Origin of the sequence: Oryzihumus leptocrescens, from assembly GCF_006716205.1 — a bacterium.
Classification (GTDB): Bacteria; Actinomycetota; Actinomycetes; order Actinomycetales; family Dermatophilaceae; genus Oryzihumus; species Oryzihumus leptocrescens.
The window spans coordinates 2,225,391-2,239,569 of the sequence record NZ_VFOQ01000001.1; the positions used below are offsets into that span (position 1 = coordinate 2,225,391).

The following is a 14,179-nucleotide window of genomic DNA, read 5'->3' on the forward strand; positions in this document are numbered from 1 at the left end:
GGGTGCACCGTGGACCTCGGAACCATGATCGGGACGGCGCAGGCCCTGGTTGCCCCGGGCAAGGGCATCCTCGCCGCGGACGAGAGCACACCGACGATGGCCAAACGCCTCGCGGCCATCGGCATGGAGTCGACCGAACCGCGCCGCCGGGCGTATCGCGAGCTGCTGTTCACCGCGCCCGGGATCGGCGAGTTCATCAGCGGGGTCATCCTCTTCGACGAGACCATCCGCCAGCGGACCACGGACGGCGTGCCCTTCCCCGAGGTGCTCCGCCGGCAGGGCGTCATCCCCGGCATCAAGGTCGACGCGGGGACCACGCCGCTGGCCGCCTTCCCCGGGGAGGTGGTCACCGCCGGACTCGACGGGCTGCGGGAGCGGCTGGGCGAGTACGCGTCCATGGGTGCGCGCTTCGCCAAGTGGCGGGCGGTCATCCACCTCGGCGAGGGACGTCCGACGACGGCCTGCGTGGAGGCGAACGCCCACGCCCTGGCCCGCTACGCGGCGCTCGTGCAGGAGGCGGGCCTGGTGCCGATCGTCGAGCCCGAGGTGCTGATGGACGGGGCGCACAGCCTCGAGCGCTGTGCCGTGGTGACCGTCGAGGTGCTCCGGGCGGTGTACGAGCAGCTGGCGCGCCACCGCGTGGTGCTGGAGGCGAGCCTGCTCAAGCCGAACATGGTCCTGCCGGGTCAGGACAGCCCGGTCCGTGCCGGCGACGACGAGATCGCCGAGGCGACGGTCATGGCCCTGCGGGAGGTCGTCCCCGCGGCCGTGCCGGGGATCGTGTTCCTGTCCGGCGGGCAGTCGGACGAGGAGGCCACCGCCCGACTGGACGCGATCAACAGGATGCCTGCACAGCCCTGGGAGCTGAGCTTCTCGTTCGGCCGTGCGCTCCAGGCGCCGGTGCTGCGCGCGTGGCGCGGCGACGACGCCAACACCGTCGCCGCGCAGGCGGCGCTGCTCCACCGTGCCGCCCTCAACGGCGCCGCGCGCCGCGCCTCCTACCGCCCCGAGCTGGAGAAGGTCGCGGTCGAGCCGCCGGCGACCTCGTAGGACCACAGCTCGCTGTGGACCCCGACCGGGCGTGCGGACGCTCCACCCGAGGGCTGCTCACCCGAAGGCTGTTCGCCCGAGGACCCTTCGCCGGCGCGCTCGGAGGCCGAGCGGTGACCGTGGGCGAACGCCGGGGAGCTCACCCAGGCCTCGAACGCCGCGTCGTCGCGCCACCGGGTGATGACCAGCCAGGTCGTCCGGTCGTCGGTGGGCTTGAGCAGCTCGAAGCCTTCGAACCCGTCCTGGTCGTCCACGGCACCCGCCCGCGCGGCGAAGCGGCGGGCCAGCTCGTCACCACTGTCCGCCGGCACGGTGATCGCGTTGATCTTGATGACCGTCACCCTCGCCATCGTGCCAGAGCTGGCTCCCGGGGGGATCATCCGCGCGGCAGGAGCCAGGGGCGACCTCAGGTAGCCGCGGGCACGGCATACGTCGTGGTGCGCTCCCGCACGGGACGGCCGATGCCGGAGGCGATCTCGGTGAGCTCGGCGACCGTCTTGGCCGACCCGTGCGCCGAGCCGGCCATCCGGCTGATCGTCTCCTCCATCAGCGTGCCGCCGACGTCGTTGGCGCCACCGGTGAGCATCAGCCGGGTGCCGTCGACGCCGAGCTTGACCCACGAGGTCTGCACGTTGTCGATCCGCCCGTGCAGCATCAGCCGCGCGACCGCGTGCACCGCGCGGTTGTCGCGCAGCGTCGGGCCGGGCCGCGACAGGCCGGCGAGGTAGACCGGCGCGTTGGTGTGGATGAACGGCAGCGGCACGAACTCGGTGAACCCGCCGGTGCGGTCCTGGATCCGCGTCAGCGTGCGCAGGTGCCCGACCCAGTGCCGCGGGTGGTCGACGTGGCCGTACATCATCGTGCTCGAGCTGCGCAGCCCGAGCTCGTGCGCGGTCTCGACCACCTCGACCCACTGCGCCGCGGGCAGCTTGCCCTTGGTCAGCACCCAGCGGACCTCGTCGTCGAGGATCTCCGCGGCCGTCCCCGGGATCGTGTCCAGCCCGGCCTCACGCACCTCCGTGAGCCAGTCCCGCACGGAGACCCCGGACTTCGCCGCGCCCGTCGCGATCTCCATGGGCGAGAACGCGTGCACGTGGATCCCGGGCGCCGCGGACTTCACCGCGCGCACGATGTCCGCGTATGCCGTGGCCTTCAGGTCCGGGGAGATCCCCCCCTGGAGGCACACCTCGGTCGCCCCCAGCGCCTGGGCCTCGGCGGCGCGGCGGCCGACCTCCTCCAGCGAGAGCGTGTAGGCGTCGGCGTCGGTCTTGCGCTGCGCGAACGCGCAGAACCGGCACCCGACGTAGCAGACGTTGGTGAAGTTGATGTTCCGGTTGACCACGTAGGTCACGTCGTCGCCGACGACGTCCCGGCGCAGCCCGTCCGCGAGCGCCGCGAGCGCGTCCATGGCCTCGCCGTCACAGTTCAGCAGCGCCAGGTAGTCGTCGTCGGAGAGCCCGGCCGGGTCCGCCTCGGCCCGCGCCAGCGCGGCCCGGACGTCACCGTCGAGCCGCTCCGGCGCGCCGGGCGTCACCCGCGAGGCGACCGACTGCCAGTCGCCGTAGACCTCGTCGAAGTCGCTGCGCCGGTCGCCGGTGCGGCCCTCCTCGTCGACCCCACGATGCAGGTCCGTGCGGCCGGATCCCGTTCCGGCAGAGGCCATCCCGCCGTCCGGCTCCTGCCAGACGAGCCCCTCGGGCACGGCGTCCTCACGGGCCAGCCCGGTGGCCGGCTCGACCAGCGCGCGCACGTGGGCGTGCAGCCGCGGGTCGACCCAGGCCTCGTCGCGCTCCAGCGACCCGAGCAGGAACCGCGGGTGGGCGGTCAGCCGCTCGCGCAGCTCCAGCCCCGACTCGGCGGTCCAGATGCGCAGGTCCTCCACGTGCGGCCAGGGCCGCTCCGGGTTGACGTGGTCCGGCGTCACCGGCGACACGCCGCCCCAGTCGTCCACCCCGGCGGCCAGCAGCCGCGAGATCTCCTGCGGCTCCGAGAGGTTCGGCGGCGCCTGGATGCTCACCGAGGGCCCGAGCAGCAGCCGCGCGACCGCGACGGTGGCGAGGTACTCCTCCTCCCCCACGTCCGGGGTGCCCCGCATCGCGGTGTCGTCCTTGGCCCGGAAGTTCTGCACGATGCACTCCTGCACGGAGCCGTACTCCCGCGCCACGCGGCGGATCGCCAGGAGGCTCTCCACCCGGTCGGCCGCGGTCTCGCCGATGCCGACGAGGATGCCGGTGGTGAACGGCACGCCCACCCGTCCGGCGTCCTCGAGCACGCGCAGCCGCACGACGGGGTCCTTGTCGGGAGAGCCGAAGTGGACCTGGCCGGGCTCGGACCAGAGCCGCTCGGAGGTCGTCTCGAGCATCATCCCCATCGACGGCGCGACCGGCTTGAGCCGCTGCAGGTCCGCCCACGACATCACCCCGGGGTTGAGGTGGGGCAGCAGGCCGGTCTCCTCCAGCACCCGGATCGCCATGGCACGCACGTAGGCGAGGGTGTCGTCGTACCCGTGCGCGTCGAGCCACTCGCGCGCCGCCGGCCAGCGGTCCTCGGGCCGGTCGCCGAGGGTGAACAGCGCCTCCTTGCACCCCTGCGCCGCCCCTTCGCGGGCGATCTCCAGCACCTCGTCCGGGGACAGGTACGCCGCGGGGAGACGATGCGGGACCGTCGCGAACGTGCAGTAGTGGCAACGGTCCCGGCACAGCCGGGTCAGCGGGATGAAGACCTTGCGCGAGTAGGTGACCACCCCGGGACGCCCGGCGGCAACCATCGCCGCGTCACGCACCCGCGTGGCGGCCTCCGACAGCGTGACGAGGTCCGAGCCCCGCGCACCGAGGAGCACCTCGGCCTCGGCGGCGTCGAGGGCCTTGCCGTCTCGGGCTCGGGCTAGGGCGCGGCGCAGGGCGTTGTCACTCACCGCGTCAGGCTATGTCAGGCCCCGACGACCGCCGCGTCCCGCCCGGTCAGGTCTCGCAATGTGACCGCGGTGGCCACGGCGGCGGTCGCCGCCTCGTGCCCCTTGTCCTCGGAGGACCCCGGCAGCCCGGCCCGGTCGAGGGCCTGCGCGTCGTCGTCACAGGTGAGCACGCCGAAGCCGACCGGCACACCGGTGCGCACGGACACGTCGGTCAGGCCGACCGTCGCGGCCTGGCAGACGTAGTCGAAGTGCGGCGTCCCGCCCCGGATCACCACGCCCAGGGCGACCAGCGCGTCATACGACCCGGCCAGGCGCGCACAGGCGACCGGCAGCTCGAAGGTGCCGGGCACCCGGACCAGCTCGACGCTGTCGACGCCCGACTCGGTCAGCGCCCGGCGGGCGCCCTCGACCAGCCCGTCCATCACCGTCTGGTGCCAGGACGCGGCCACCACGGCCACGCGCAGGCCCTTGCCGTCGACCCGGAGGTCAGGTGAACCCGCCCCGCTCATGCTGATGCTCCCTTGTCCGTCGCCTCGATGACGAGGTCGTGCCCCATGCGGTCGCGCTTGGTGCGCAGGTAGTGCTCGTTGTCCTCGCCCGGGACGATGCTCAGCCGCTCGACCGCCACGACCTCGATGTCGTAGCCGCGCATCGCGTTGACCTTCAACGGGTTGTTGGTCAGCAGCCGCACCGCGTGCAGCCCGAGGTCGGCCAGGATCGCCGCGCCCGCGGCGTACTCCCGGGCGTCGATCGGCAGGCCCAGCTCGACCTGCGCGTCGACCGTGTCAAAACCCTGGTCCTGCAAGGCATAGGCGCGCAGCTTGTGCAGCAGCCCGACGCCCCGGCCCTCGTGGCCGCGCAGGTAGACGATGACGCCACCCTCGCGCCCGACCCGCTCCATCGCCCGCTCGAGCTGCGGCCCGCAGTCGCACCGCTGCGAGCCGAACACGTCACCGGTGAGGCACTCGGAGTGCAGGCGCGCCAGCGGTGCCCGCCCCTCGAGGCCCTTCGGGCTGACCAGGGCGACGTGCTCGTCACCGGTGACCATGTCGCGGTAGCCGTGCACCCGGAACTCACCGTGCTCCGTCGGCAGCCGGGTCTCCACGATCTTCTCGACCCGGTCGTTGCGCTGCCGCCAGGCGATGAGCTGCTCGATGGTGATGACCGGCAGCTCGTGCTTCGCGCCGAGCTCCAGCACCGCCGGCAGCCGCATCATCGCGCCGTCGTCGTGGACCAGCTCGGCGATGACGCCCACCGGGGACAGCCCGGCCAGGCGGCACAGGTCGACCGCGGCCTCGGTGTGCCCGGCACGCACGAGCACCCCGCCCTCGCGGGCGCGCAGCGGGAACACGTGGCCGGGCCGGACCAGGTCGGAGGCCTCGGTCGCCGGGTCGGCCAGCAGGTTGACCGTCCGGGCCCGGTCGGCGGCGCTGATGCCGGTGGTGACGCCCTCGCGGGCGTCCACCGAGATCGTGTATGCCGTGCCGCGCGGGTCCTCGTTGCGGCTCACCATGGGCGGCAGCTCGAGCCGGTCGGCGACCTCGTCGGGCATCGGCGCGCACACCACGCCGGAGGACCAGCGGATCGTCCACGCCAGCCACTGCTCGGTCGCCGTCTGCGCCGCGAGGATGACGTCACCCTCGTTCTCGCGGTCCTCGTCGTCGGTCACGAGGACCGGCAGGCCGCGGCGCAGCGCGTCCAGGGCCTCCTCGACGGTCGACAGGGCGGTCGTCATGCGCTCACCTCACTCGTCGCGCGGGCCACGGGGGTCTCCACGCTGGAGGCCCGCAGCCACACGAAGAAGCCGTAGATCACCAGGCCGCCGTACACGGCGTACAGGACGGCCGAGGGGTAGAAGTGGGAGTGCACCAGCAGCGGCACCCCGACCAGGTCGACGCCGATCCACGCGAGCCAGAAGTCGTTCCAGCCGCGGGCCATGGCGTAGGTCGCCACCATGGAGCCGACGAAGATCCACGCGTCGCACCAGAAGTACCAGCGCGGGGCGGGGAAGCCGGCACCGATGGCGTAGAACACCTGCTGCGCCACGACGACGCCGACCAGCCACACCGCGAGGTAGCCGATCCGCTCGCGCGCGGTCGCCCACCGCGGGGTGATCGCCGGCACGTGGGAGTCGCCGGCGGCGCGTGCCCGGCGCAGCTGCGACCAGCGCCACCAGCCGTAGATGCTGGTGATGATGAAGAAGACCTGCCGCCCGGCCTGGCCGTAGAGCGTCTCGCCCTGCGGGTTGGAGAAGGCGACGCCGAAGAACACGGTGAACAGCAGGGCGTTGCCGACGATGCCGACCGGCCAGGCCCACACCCGCCGGCGCATGCCGCCGATCGCCGAGGCGAAGCCGAACGCGTTGCCGACCACCTCGCGCCACAGGATCGGCTGGCCGGCGATGGTCAGCTGGGCCTCGAAGAGGCGCTGGAGGATGTTCATGCCTGGGCTCCTGCGGACATGAGGCGCTCGACGTACTTCGCGAGCACGTCGACCTCGAGGTTGACGGTGGCGCCGACTCCCTTGTGCCCCAACGTGGTCAGGTCGAGGGTGGTCGGGATGAGCGAGACGGAGAAGGTGTCGTCGGTGACGGCCGAGACGGTCAGCGAGACGCCGTCGACGGTGATCGAGCCCTTCTCCACGACGTAGCGCGCCAGGGCCTGCGGCAGGGTGAAGGTCACGACCTCCCAGCGGTCCCCCGGCTCGCGTGCGGTGATGGTCGCGGTGCCGTCGACGTGGCCCTGCACGATGTGGCCGCCGAAGCGGCTGCTCGCGGCCATGGCCCGCTCGAGGTTCACCGGGTCACCGGCGGTGAGGGTGCCCAGGCTGGAGCGGCGCAGCGTCTCGGCCATGACGTCCACCGAGAACGACTCGGCGTCGTGCTCGACCACCGTCAGGCACACGCCGTTGACCGCGATCGAGGCGCCGTGGGTCGCGTCGCTGGTGACCAGCGGGCCGCGCACCCGCAGGACCGCGGAGTCCTCGCCCGGCTCGACGGACACGACCCGCCCGAGCTCCTCGACGATGCCGGTGAACATCAACGCCCTCCCTGGGGTGCGACGGTGGCGACGACCTTGATGTCCTCGCCGATGGTGGTGACCTCGCGCGGCACGAGCCGCAACGCCTCACCGATGGTCTGTATGCCGAGGTCCCCCACCGCGGCCGCGCCGGCGCCCAGCAGGGCGGGGGCCAGGTAGGCGACGACCTCGTCGACGAGGCCCGCGGCGAGGAACGCCGCGGCCACGGTCGGACCGCCCTCCAGCCAGACGTGCCGCACCTCCCGGGCGGCCAGCGCCTTGAGCACCAGGGCCGGGTCGCGCTCGCGCAGGTGCACGGTGGGTGCGGCGTCGTCGAGGACCCGGGCGGCGGCAGGCAGGTCCCGCTCCCCCACGACGACCCGCAGCGGCTGGCGCGCGCGCAGGGTGCCGTCCGGGTGCCGGGTGGTCAGGCGCGGGTCGTCGGTGAGGACGGTGCCGGTGCCGACGAGGATCGCGTCGCACTCCGCCCGCAGGTCGTGCACGTCGGCCCGCGCGGCAGGCCCGGTGACCCACTGGCTGGTGCCGTCGGCGGCGGCGGAGCGGCCGTCGAGCGTGGCGGCGAACTTCCAGGTCACCATCGGACGGCCGTGGCTGACGGCGAAGGTCCAGGCCCGGTTGAGCGCCGCGGCCTCGAGGGCCAGCACGCCACCGACGACCTCGACCCGGGCGTCGCGCAGGGTCCGGGCGCCGGCGGCCGCCACCGGGTTGGGGTCGGACTGGGCATAGACCACGCGGGCGACGCCGGCGTCGGCCAGCGCCTGCGAGCAGGGGCCGGTGCGCCCGGTGTGGTTGCACGGCTCCAGGGTCACCACCGCGGTGCCACCGGCGGCACCGCTGCCGGCAGCCCGCAGCGCCTCGACCTCGGCGTGCGGGGTGCCGGCGCCGTGGTGCCAGCCCTCGCCGACGACCTCGCCGGAAGCGTCGAGCACGACGGCCCCGACGCGGGGGTTCGGGTCGGCCACGGGACCGCGTGCGGCGAGCTCGAGCGCGCGACGCATCAGCGCGACGTCGCGCTGCTCCTGCGCCTGCTGGTCCATGTCCTGCCCCTCGTGCTCAGCCTGTCTCGGGCGAGCTCCGGGGTGGACGGAAGAAGGCACCTCGGCGACCGGAGGACGCACCTGGCGGCGCGACATACGGGCTCGAGAGCCGTTGTCCTGCAACGGGTCCGACTCGCCTGCGACCCTGGGGGCCACGACCGGGAACGGTCCCGCACGCGCTGCCTACCATCCGGACTTTCACCGTCGGTCCTGGAGTTCCACCAGGTCAACCGGCCGCTGGCTGCGGTCGGGTCGCGGACTGTCACCGCCGGTTCGGAGTTGCACCGACCCCGGAGCGCGTGCCGTCAGTATCGCATCCGGGCCGCAGGCTCAGGCACCCGCGGTCCGCGTGACGGTCCTCACCCGTGGCGGTGGGCGGTGGCCAGGGCGCGCAGCTCCTCGACCGCAGCGGCCGCGTCCTGCGCCCCGTAGACCGCGGAGCCGGCGACGAAGACGTCGGCCCCGGCCTCGGCGCACTGCTCGATGGTGTCGGCGGAGACCCCGCCATCGACCTGCACCCAGATGTCCCCGCCGTGGCGGCGCACGGCCTCGCGCACCTCGCGCACCTTGGGCATCTGGTCGGCCATGAAGGACTGGCCGCCGAAGCCGGGCTCCACGGTCATGACCAGCACCATGTCGAGGTCGGGCAGCAGGTCGGCATAGGGCGCGAAGGCGGTGCCGGGCTTGATGGCCATGCCGGCCCGGGCCCCGGCGGCGCGCAGGTCGCGGGCGACCCGGCGGGGGTCGCCGGCGGCCTCGATGTGGAAGGTGACGCTGGAGCCACCGGCCTCGGCGTACTGCGGGGCCCACCGGTCGGGGTCGTCGATCATGAGGTGGCAGTCGAGCGGGATCGGGCTCACCTTGGCCAGGGCCTCCACCACGGGCAGGCCGAGGGTCAGGTTGGGCACGAAGTGGCCGTCCATGACGTCGACGTGGGCCCAGTCGGCGTTGCTGATCCGGCGCAGCTCGCGCTCGAGGTTGGCGAAGTCGGCCGACAGGATGCTCGGGGAGATCTGCACGGTCGCCAGCCTAGGGCGTGGCGCCCGCGACTCGGGCAGGCCCTGACCTGAGGGGTACTCGCAGGGACTCCCACATCGCCGGCACCGCCGTACCGTGAAGGACATGGCCGCCAAGGACGACATCCGCGAGTTCCTCACCACGCGCCGAGCGAGGATCACCCCCGACCAGGCCGGCCTGGCGATCTACGGCGCCAACCGCCGGGTCACCGGCCTGCGCCGCGAGGAGGTCGCGCTGCTCGCCGGCATCAGCGTCGAGTACTACACCCGGCTCGAGCGCGGCAGCGTCGGCAGCGTCTCCGACAGCGTCCTCGACGGGGTCGTCCACGCCCTCCAGCTCGACGAGGCCGAGCGCGACCACCTCTACCGGCTGGTCCGCACGGCGAGCACGCCGAGCAGCCGCCGGCCGCCGCGGCGCACCCCGGCCAGGCGGCAGGTCCGTCCGGCCCTCCAGCAGATCCTCGACCAGATGCCGATGCCGGCCTACCTGCGCAACGGCCGCTTCGACGTCCTGGCCGCCAACGACCTCGGCCGCGCGTTGTACAGCCCGCTCTACGAGCAGGCCGACGCCGGTGAGCACCCCAACAGCGCCCGGTTCATCTTCCTCGACCCGGCCGCACCGGAGTTCTTCCACGACTACGACAAGGCCGCCAACGACTGCGTCGCGTTCCTGCGCGCCGAGGCCGGCCGCGACCCCTACGACAAGGAGCTCTCCGACCTCGTCGGGGAGCTCTCGACGCGCAGCGAGGACTTCCGCCGACGCTGGGCCGCCCACGACGTGAGGTACCACCGCACCGGCCGCAAGCACTTCCACCACCCGCTCGTCGGCGACCTCGAGCTCGACTACGAGGCCTTCGAGCTCCCCGGCGACCCGGGCCAGCGCATCAACGTCTACACCGCCCCTCCGGGCTCCCCCTCCGCGGAGGCACTGGCCCTCCTCGCCAGCTGGACCACGCCGGCGCGGTCCCGCAGCGAGGCCACCAGCTCGACCGTCCGCTCCCCAGAGAACGAGGAAACGTGGAACTCCTGACCCAGCAGCCCACCACCCAGGGCCCCGCCGAGCTGTTCACCGGACACGTGTGGTTCGACGTCATCGCCCGCGGCGAGGACGAGTCACGGCTGCGCGTGAACGCCGTGCGGTTCTCGCCCTGCGCCCGCACCGCCTGGCACAGCCACAGCCTCGGCCAGACCCTCCACGTCACCGAGGGCATCGGCGTCGTCGCCACCCGCGACCGGGTCATCGTCATGCGCCCCGGCGACACCGTCCACACCCCACCCGGTGAGGAGCACTGGCACGGCGCGCTGCCCGACCACTTCATGACCCACCTGGCGATGTGGGAGGACGACGACGCCACCTGGGGCGAGCACGTCACCGACGACGAGTACGCCGCAGCGACCCGCTCCGCCACGACCGGGGCGAGCGGGGAACGCTGACGCCGCGTCCGGAGGTCAGTGCTTGCGCAGGAGCGCCAGGAACATCCCGTCGGTGCCGTGCCGGTGCGGCCACAGCTGCACGTAGGGACCCTCGCCGAGGTCGGCGACCGGGGCCCCGAGGGCGTCGTGGAAGTAGTCCCGGGCGTCGACCACGCTGACCTCCGGGTGCTTCTTGACGACGTCACCGACGACGAACCGGGTCTCGGCCAGGTGCGGGCTGCACGTGGCGTAGCCGACGACCCCGCCCGGCTTGGTCGCGGCGATCGCCGACTCGAGCAGCTCGCGCTGCAGCCCGCCGAGGTCGGCCAGGTCGGCCGGCGAGCGGCGCCAGCGGGCCTCGGGCCGGCGGCGCAGCGCGCCCAGGCCGGTGCACGGGGCGTCGACGAGCACCCGGTCGAAGGACTCCGGCTCCTCCTCGCCGAGGTCGCGGCCGTCACCGGTGCCGACCATGACCTCGATGCCGGCGTCGACGGCGGCGGCGAGCGTCTGACGGACCAGGTCGGTGCGGTGCTCGCTGGCCTCGTTGGCGAACAGGACCGCGCCCTGCTGTGCTCCGAGCGTGGCCAGCAGCGCGGCCTTGCCGCCGGGGCCGGCGCACAGGTCCAGCCAGCGCTGGCGCTCCGAGCCGGTTTCCACGGGCACGGCGGCCAGGGCCAGGGCGAGCAGCTGGGAGCCCTCGTCCTGCACCGCGGCGCGTCCCTCCCGGACGGCGGGTATGGCGCCGGGGTCACCGGCGTCGAGGGTGGCCCCGACCGGTGAGAGCGTCGAGGCGGTGGCGCCCTCCTCGACGAGCTCGGCGACCGTCGCCAGGCCGGGGCGCGCGACGAGCGACACCTTCGGCGGCGCGTTGTCCGCGACGAGCAGGTCACGCAGGTCGGCGTCTACCGTGTCGGAGGTCGAGGCACCGTGCCCGAGCAGCGCGGCCCGCAGCGCGCGCACGACCCACTCGGGGTGGGAGTGCACGACGGCCAGCCGGGCCAGCTCGTCACCGCCCTCGGGGGCGACCACGGCGAGCCACTCCTCCAGCGACCGCTCGCTGATCCGGCGCATGACGGCGTTGACGAAGCCCGACGCGCCGGCGCCGTTGACCTTGCGGGCCAGGCCGACGGTCTCGTCGACGGCGGCGTGCACCGGCACCCGCATGCCGAGCAGCTGGTGCGCCCCCAGGCGCAGCGTGTCGAGGACGGCGTCGTCGACCTTGTCCAGGGAGCGTCCCGCGGCGCTGGCGATGATGGGGTCGTAGAGCCCCCGCATCCGCGTGGCGCCGTAGGTCAGCTCGGTGGCGAAGCCGGCGTCGCGACCGCGGACCCCCTTGGCGCGCAGCACCTTGGGCAGCTCGAGGTTGGCGTAGGCGCCGTCGGCGACGGCACGCATCACGGTGTAGGCGGCCAGCCGCGCCGGGTCGGTGCTGCGCGAGCGCTCCGAGGGCCGCTGGACCGAGCGCTGCTGCGGCCGGTGGGGGCGCTGCGGGTTGCGCGGGCGGTCGGGGCGGCGGGGCTGGTCGGGGCGACCCTGCTCAGGCATCGGTCAGCGTCTCGCCGGAGGTGATGCGCACACCGCGGGCCCAGTCGGCGGCGGCCATGGCCTTCTTGCCGTGCGGCTGCACGGTGCCGAGCCGCACCGGCGTGGAGCCGGTGCCCACGAGCACCTCGTGCTTGGTGACCACCAGCTCGCCGGGGGCCACCGGCTGCGCGTCGGCGGCGACGGTCACGGGGTGCACCTTGAGCCGCTCGCCGCGGAAGGTGGTCCACGCGCCGGGCGCCGGGGTGCAGCCGCGCACCTGCCGGTCGACCGCCAGGGCGGGGGTGGCCCAGCGCACCCGGGCGTCCTCCACGCTGATCTTCGGGGCCAGCGAGACGCCCTCGGCCGGCTGCGGCACGGCCTCGAGGTCGCCGGACTCCAGCCCGTCGAGCGTCGCGACGAGCAGGCCGGCGCCGGCGTGGGCCAGCCGCTCGAGCAGGTCGCCGGAGGTGTCGCCCGGGCGGACGGCCTCGGTCATCACCCCGAACGTGGGGCCGGTGTCCAGCCCCTCCTCGAGGAGGAACGTCGTGGCGCCGGTGACCTCGTCACCGGCCATCACGGCGTGCTGCACCGGGGCGGCGCCACGCCAGGCCGGCAGCAGGGAGAAGTGCAGGTTGACCCAGCCGTGGACCGGGATCTCCAGCGCGGCCTTCGGGATCAGGCCGCCGTAGGCCACGATCGGGCACGCGTCCGGGGCGATCTCGCGCACCCGGTCGAGGAACTCCGGCTCGCTCGGCCGGCGCGGGGTCAGGACCTCCAGGCCCAGCTCGAGCGCGCGCTCCTTGACCGGCGACGGCACGAGGGTGCGGCCGCGCCCGGCGCGGGCGTCGGGGCGGGTGACGACGGCGACGACCTCGTGGGAGGAGCCGACCAGCGCGTCGAGGCTGGGCAGGGCGACCTCGGGGGTCCCGGCGAAGACCAGGCGCACGCGGTCAGAGGCCCTTGCCGAAGGTGGCGTGCGGGCTGACCTTGATGGTGGGGGCCTCCTGGCCGGCCCACTCGGCGTCGCGGATGGCCTTCATCGCCAGCTTGCGCTGCTGGCGGTCCATCCGGTCGATGAACAGGATGCCGTTGAGGTGGTCGGTCTCGTGCTGGATGCAGCGCGCCATGAGCTCGCTGCCCTCGAGGGTGACCGGGTCGCCATACTCGTTGAAGCCCTTGGCGACCACCCGCAGGGCACGCGGGGTGTCGAAGTAGATGCCGGGGAAGGACAGGCACCCCTCCTCGCCGTCCTGCAGCTCCTCCGACAGCGACAGGTCGGGGTTGATCAGGTGCCCGAGCTGGTCGTCGACGTAGTAGGTGAACACCCGCAGCCCGACGCCGATCTGCGGCGCGGCCAGACCGGCGCCGGGGGCGTCGATCATCGTGTCCGTGAGGTCCTTGACGAGCTGGCGCAGCTCCTTGTCGAAGTCGACGACCTCGGCAGCGGGGGTGCGCAGCACGGGGTCACCGAACAGGCGGATGTCCTTGATCGACACGGGTACGTCCTTGAGGGGGTGTGGGGCGACGCTGGCCGGGCCAGTCTATGCGGGCGCGAGCGGGAGGCCACGCCGGCGCAGGTCGCCCCGCAGGTGGCCGGTGTCGGTGAAGTGGATGGCGTCCATCCCGGCCTCCCGGGCGGCGGCGACGTTGCGCGGGCTGTCGTCGATGAACACGCAGGCAGCGAGGTCGCGCCCGGCCCGACGGGCCAGGGTCGCGAAGATCCTCGGGTCGGGCTTGGCCACCCCCTCGTCCCCCGAGACGACGATGTCCTCGAACAGGTCGAGGAAACCGAAGCGCTCCCGGGCGTGCGGGAAGAGCTCGGCCGACCAGTTGGTCAGCGCGAACAGCGGTATGCCGTGCCCGTGCAGCTCCTCGAGCACGGTCACGGTGTCCTCGATCGGCCCCAGCAGCGAGTGCTCGTAGTGCCTGCGGTAGGCGCGGATCGCCCGCTCCCAGTGCGGGTGGCTGGCCACGGCGAGCGCCTCGGCCTCGGCCCAGCCGCGCCCGGCGTCCTGCCGGGAGTTCCACACCAGGAAGTCGAAGTCCTCGGCCGCAAGGAACGCGCTGGCCTGCTCGGGACCGACCTCGCGGGCGATCGCCGCGTGCGGGTGCCAGCGGATCAGCACGTTGCCCAGGTCGAAGACCACCGCCTCGACCGCCGTCTGCATCGCGTCGGGACCTGCCACG

The 14,179-nt window shown here is 73.7% G+C and carries 15 protein-coding genes and 1 riboswitch; of the genes, 3 read left to right on the plus strand and 12 right to left on the minus strand.

The annotated features are described in order from the left end of the window. Positions 1-9: 9 nt before the first annotated feature. The gene (locus FB474_RS10500; RefSeq protein WP_221632509.1) at positions 10-1,050 is read left to right on the plus strand and encodes a class I fructose-bisphosphate aldolase; all 1,041 of its coding nucleotides are present in this window, start codon (positions 10-12) and stop codon (positions 1,048-1,050) included. On the opposite strand, the gene FB474_RS10505 is transcribed toward FB474_RS10500, so the two are convergent. The 8 genes from FB474_RS10505 to rpe form a co-directional block, all read right to left on the minus strand. After that, the gene (locus FB474_RS10505; protein ID WP_141788591.1) at positions 999-1,391 is read right to left on the minus strand and encodes an antibiotic biosynthesis monooxygenase family protein; all 393 of its coding nucleotides are present in this window, start codon (positions 1,389-1,391) and stop codon (positions 999-1,001) included. The two genes, FB474_RS10500 and FB474_RS10505, sit on opposite strands and share 52 nt — an antisense overlap. A gap of 65 nt (positions 1,392-1,456) precedes the next feature. Next, on the minus strand, positions 1,457-3,964 hold the full coding sequence (locus FB474_RS10510) for a bifunctional FO biosynthesis protein CofGH (protein WP_221632510.1): 2,508 nt from the start codon (positions 3,962-3,964) through the stop codon (positions 1,457-1,459). Between the two features lie 14 nt (positions 3,965-3,978). Continuing rightward, positions 3,979-4,473 (minus strand): 6,7-dimethyl-8-ribityllumazine synthase, encoded by a 495-nt coding sequence (gene ribH, locus FB474_RS10515; RefSeq protein ID WP_141788592.1) that lies wholly within the window; start codon positions 4,471-4,473, stop codon positions 3,979-3,981. Further along, positions 4,470-5,699, minus strand: a complete 1,230-nt coding sequence (locus tag FB474_RS10520; protein ID WP_141788593.1) for a bifunctional 3,4-dihydroxy-2-butanone-4-phosphate synthase/GTP cyclohydrolase II — start codon at positions 5,697-5,699, stop codon at positions 4,470-4,472. Before FB474_RS10520 ends, ribH begins: the two co-directional genes overlap by 4 nt. Continuing rightward, positions 5,696-6,406, minus strand: coding sequence for a nicotinamide mononucleotide transporter family protein (locus FB474_RS10525; protein ID WP_141788594.1), 711 nt, complete (start codon positions 6,404-6,406; stop codon positions 5,696-5,698). The genes FB474_RS10520 and FB474_RS10525 overlap by 4 nt, the downstream gene beginning before the upstream one ends. Continuing rightward, on the minus strand, positions 6,403-7,002 hold the full coding sequence (locus FB474_RS10530) for a riboflavin synthase (RefSeq protein ID WP_141788595.1): 600 nt from the start codon (positions 7,000-7,002) through the stop codon (positions 6,403-6,405). The genes FB474_RS10525 and FB474_RS10530 overlap by 4 nt, the downstream gene beginning before the upstream one ends. Further along, on the minus strand, positions 7,002-8,039 hold the full coding sequence (gene ribD, locus FB474_RS10535) for a bifunctional diaminohydroxyphosphoribosylaminopyrimidine deaminase/5-amino-6-(5-phosphoribosylamino)uracil reductase RibD (RefSeq protein WP_141788596.1): 1,038 nt from the start codon (positions 8,037-8,039) through the stop codon (positions 7,002-7,004). The genes FB474_RS10530 and ribD overlap by 1 nt, the downstream gene beginning before the upstream one ends. 172 nt (positions 8,040-8,211) lie before the next feature. Continuing rightward, positions 8,212-8,342: riboswitch (FMN riboswitch) on the minus strand. A 56-nt stretch (positions 8,343-8,398) separates the two neighbouring features. After that, complete coding sequence (rpe, locus tag FB474_RS10540; protein WP_141788597.1) at positions 8,399-9,058, minus strand: ribulose-phosphate 3-epimerase; 660 nt, start codon at positions 9,056-9,058, stop codon at positions 8,399-8,401. 103 nt (positions 9,059-9,161) lie between these two features. Here rpe and FB474_RS10545 point away from each other — a divergent pair, with 103 nt between their 5' ends. Together FB474_RS10545 and FB474_RS10550 are read left to right on the plus strand one after the other, a co-directional pair. Beyond that, positions 9,162-10,085, plus strand: a complete 924-nt coding sequence (locus tag FB474_RS10545; RefSeq protein WP_141788598.1) for a helix-turn-helix transcriptional regulator — start codon at positions 9,162-9,164, stop codon at positions 10,083-10,085. After that, positions 10,073-10,489, plus strand: a complete 417-nt coding sequence (locus FB474_RS10550; RefSeq protein WP_141788599.1) for a (R)-mandelonitrile lyase — start codon at positions 10,073-10,075, stop codon at positions 10,487-10,489. Before FB474_RS10545 ends, FB474_RS10550 begins: the two co-directional genes overlap by 13 nt. Positions 10,490-10,504: 15 nt before the next feature. Here the strand turns inward: FB474_RS10550 and FB474_RS10555 are convergent, their stop codons facing one another. The 4 genes from FB474_RS10555 to FB474_RS10570 are packed head-to-tail and all read right to left on the minus strand — an operon-like array spanning position 10,505 to position 14,178. Then, the gene (locus FB474_RS10555) at positions 10,505-12,013 is read right to left on the minus strand and encodes an RsmB/NOP family class I SAM-dependent RNA methyltransferase (protein WP_141788600.1); all 1,509 of its coding nucleotides are present in this window, start codon (positions 12,011-12,013) and stop codon (positions 10,505-10,507) included. Then, entirely contained in the window at positions 12,006-12,938 is a 933-nt protein-coding gene (gene fmt / locus FB474_RS10560) for a methionyl-tRNA formyltransferase (protein ID WP_141788601.1), read from the minus strand. The genes FB474_RS10555 and fmt overlap by 8 nt, the downstream gene beginning before the upstream one ends. Positions 12,939-12,942: 4 nt before the next feature. Then, a complete protein-coding gene (def, locus tag FB474_RS10565; RefSeq protein WP_141788602.1) occupies positions 12,943-13,488 on the minus strand; it encodes a peptide deformylase in 546 nt (181 codons plus the stop codon). Between the two features lie 45 nt (positions 13,489-13,533). Next, complete coding sequence (locus tag FB474_RS10570) at positions 13,534-14,178, minus strand: HAD family hydrolase (protein ID WP_246092135.1); 645 nt, start codon at positions 14,176-14,178, stop codon at positions 13,534-13,536. Position 14,179 lies beyond the last annotated feature (1 nt).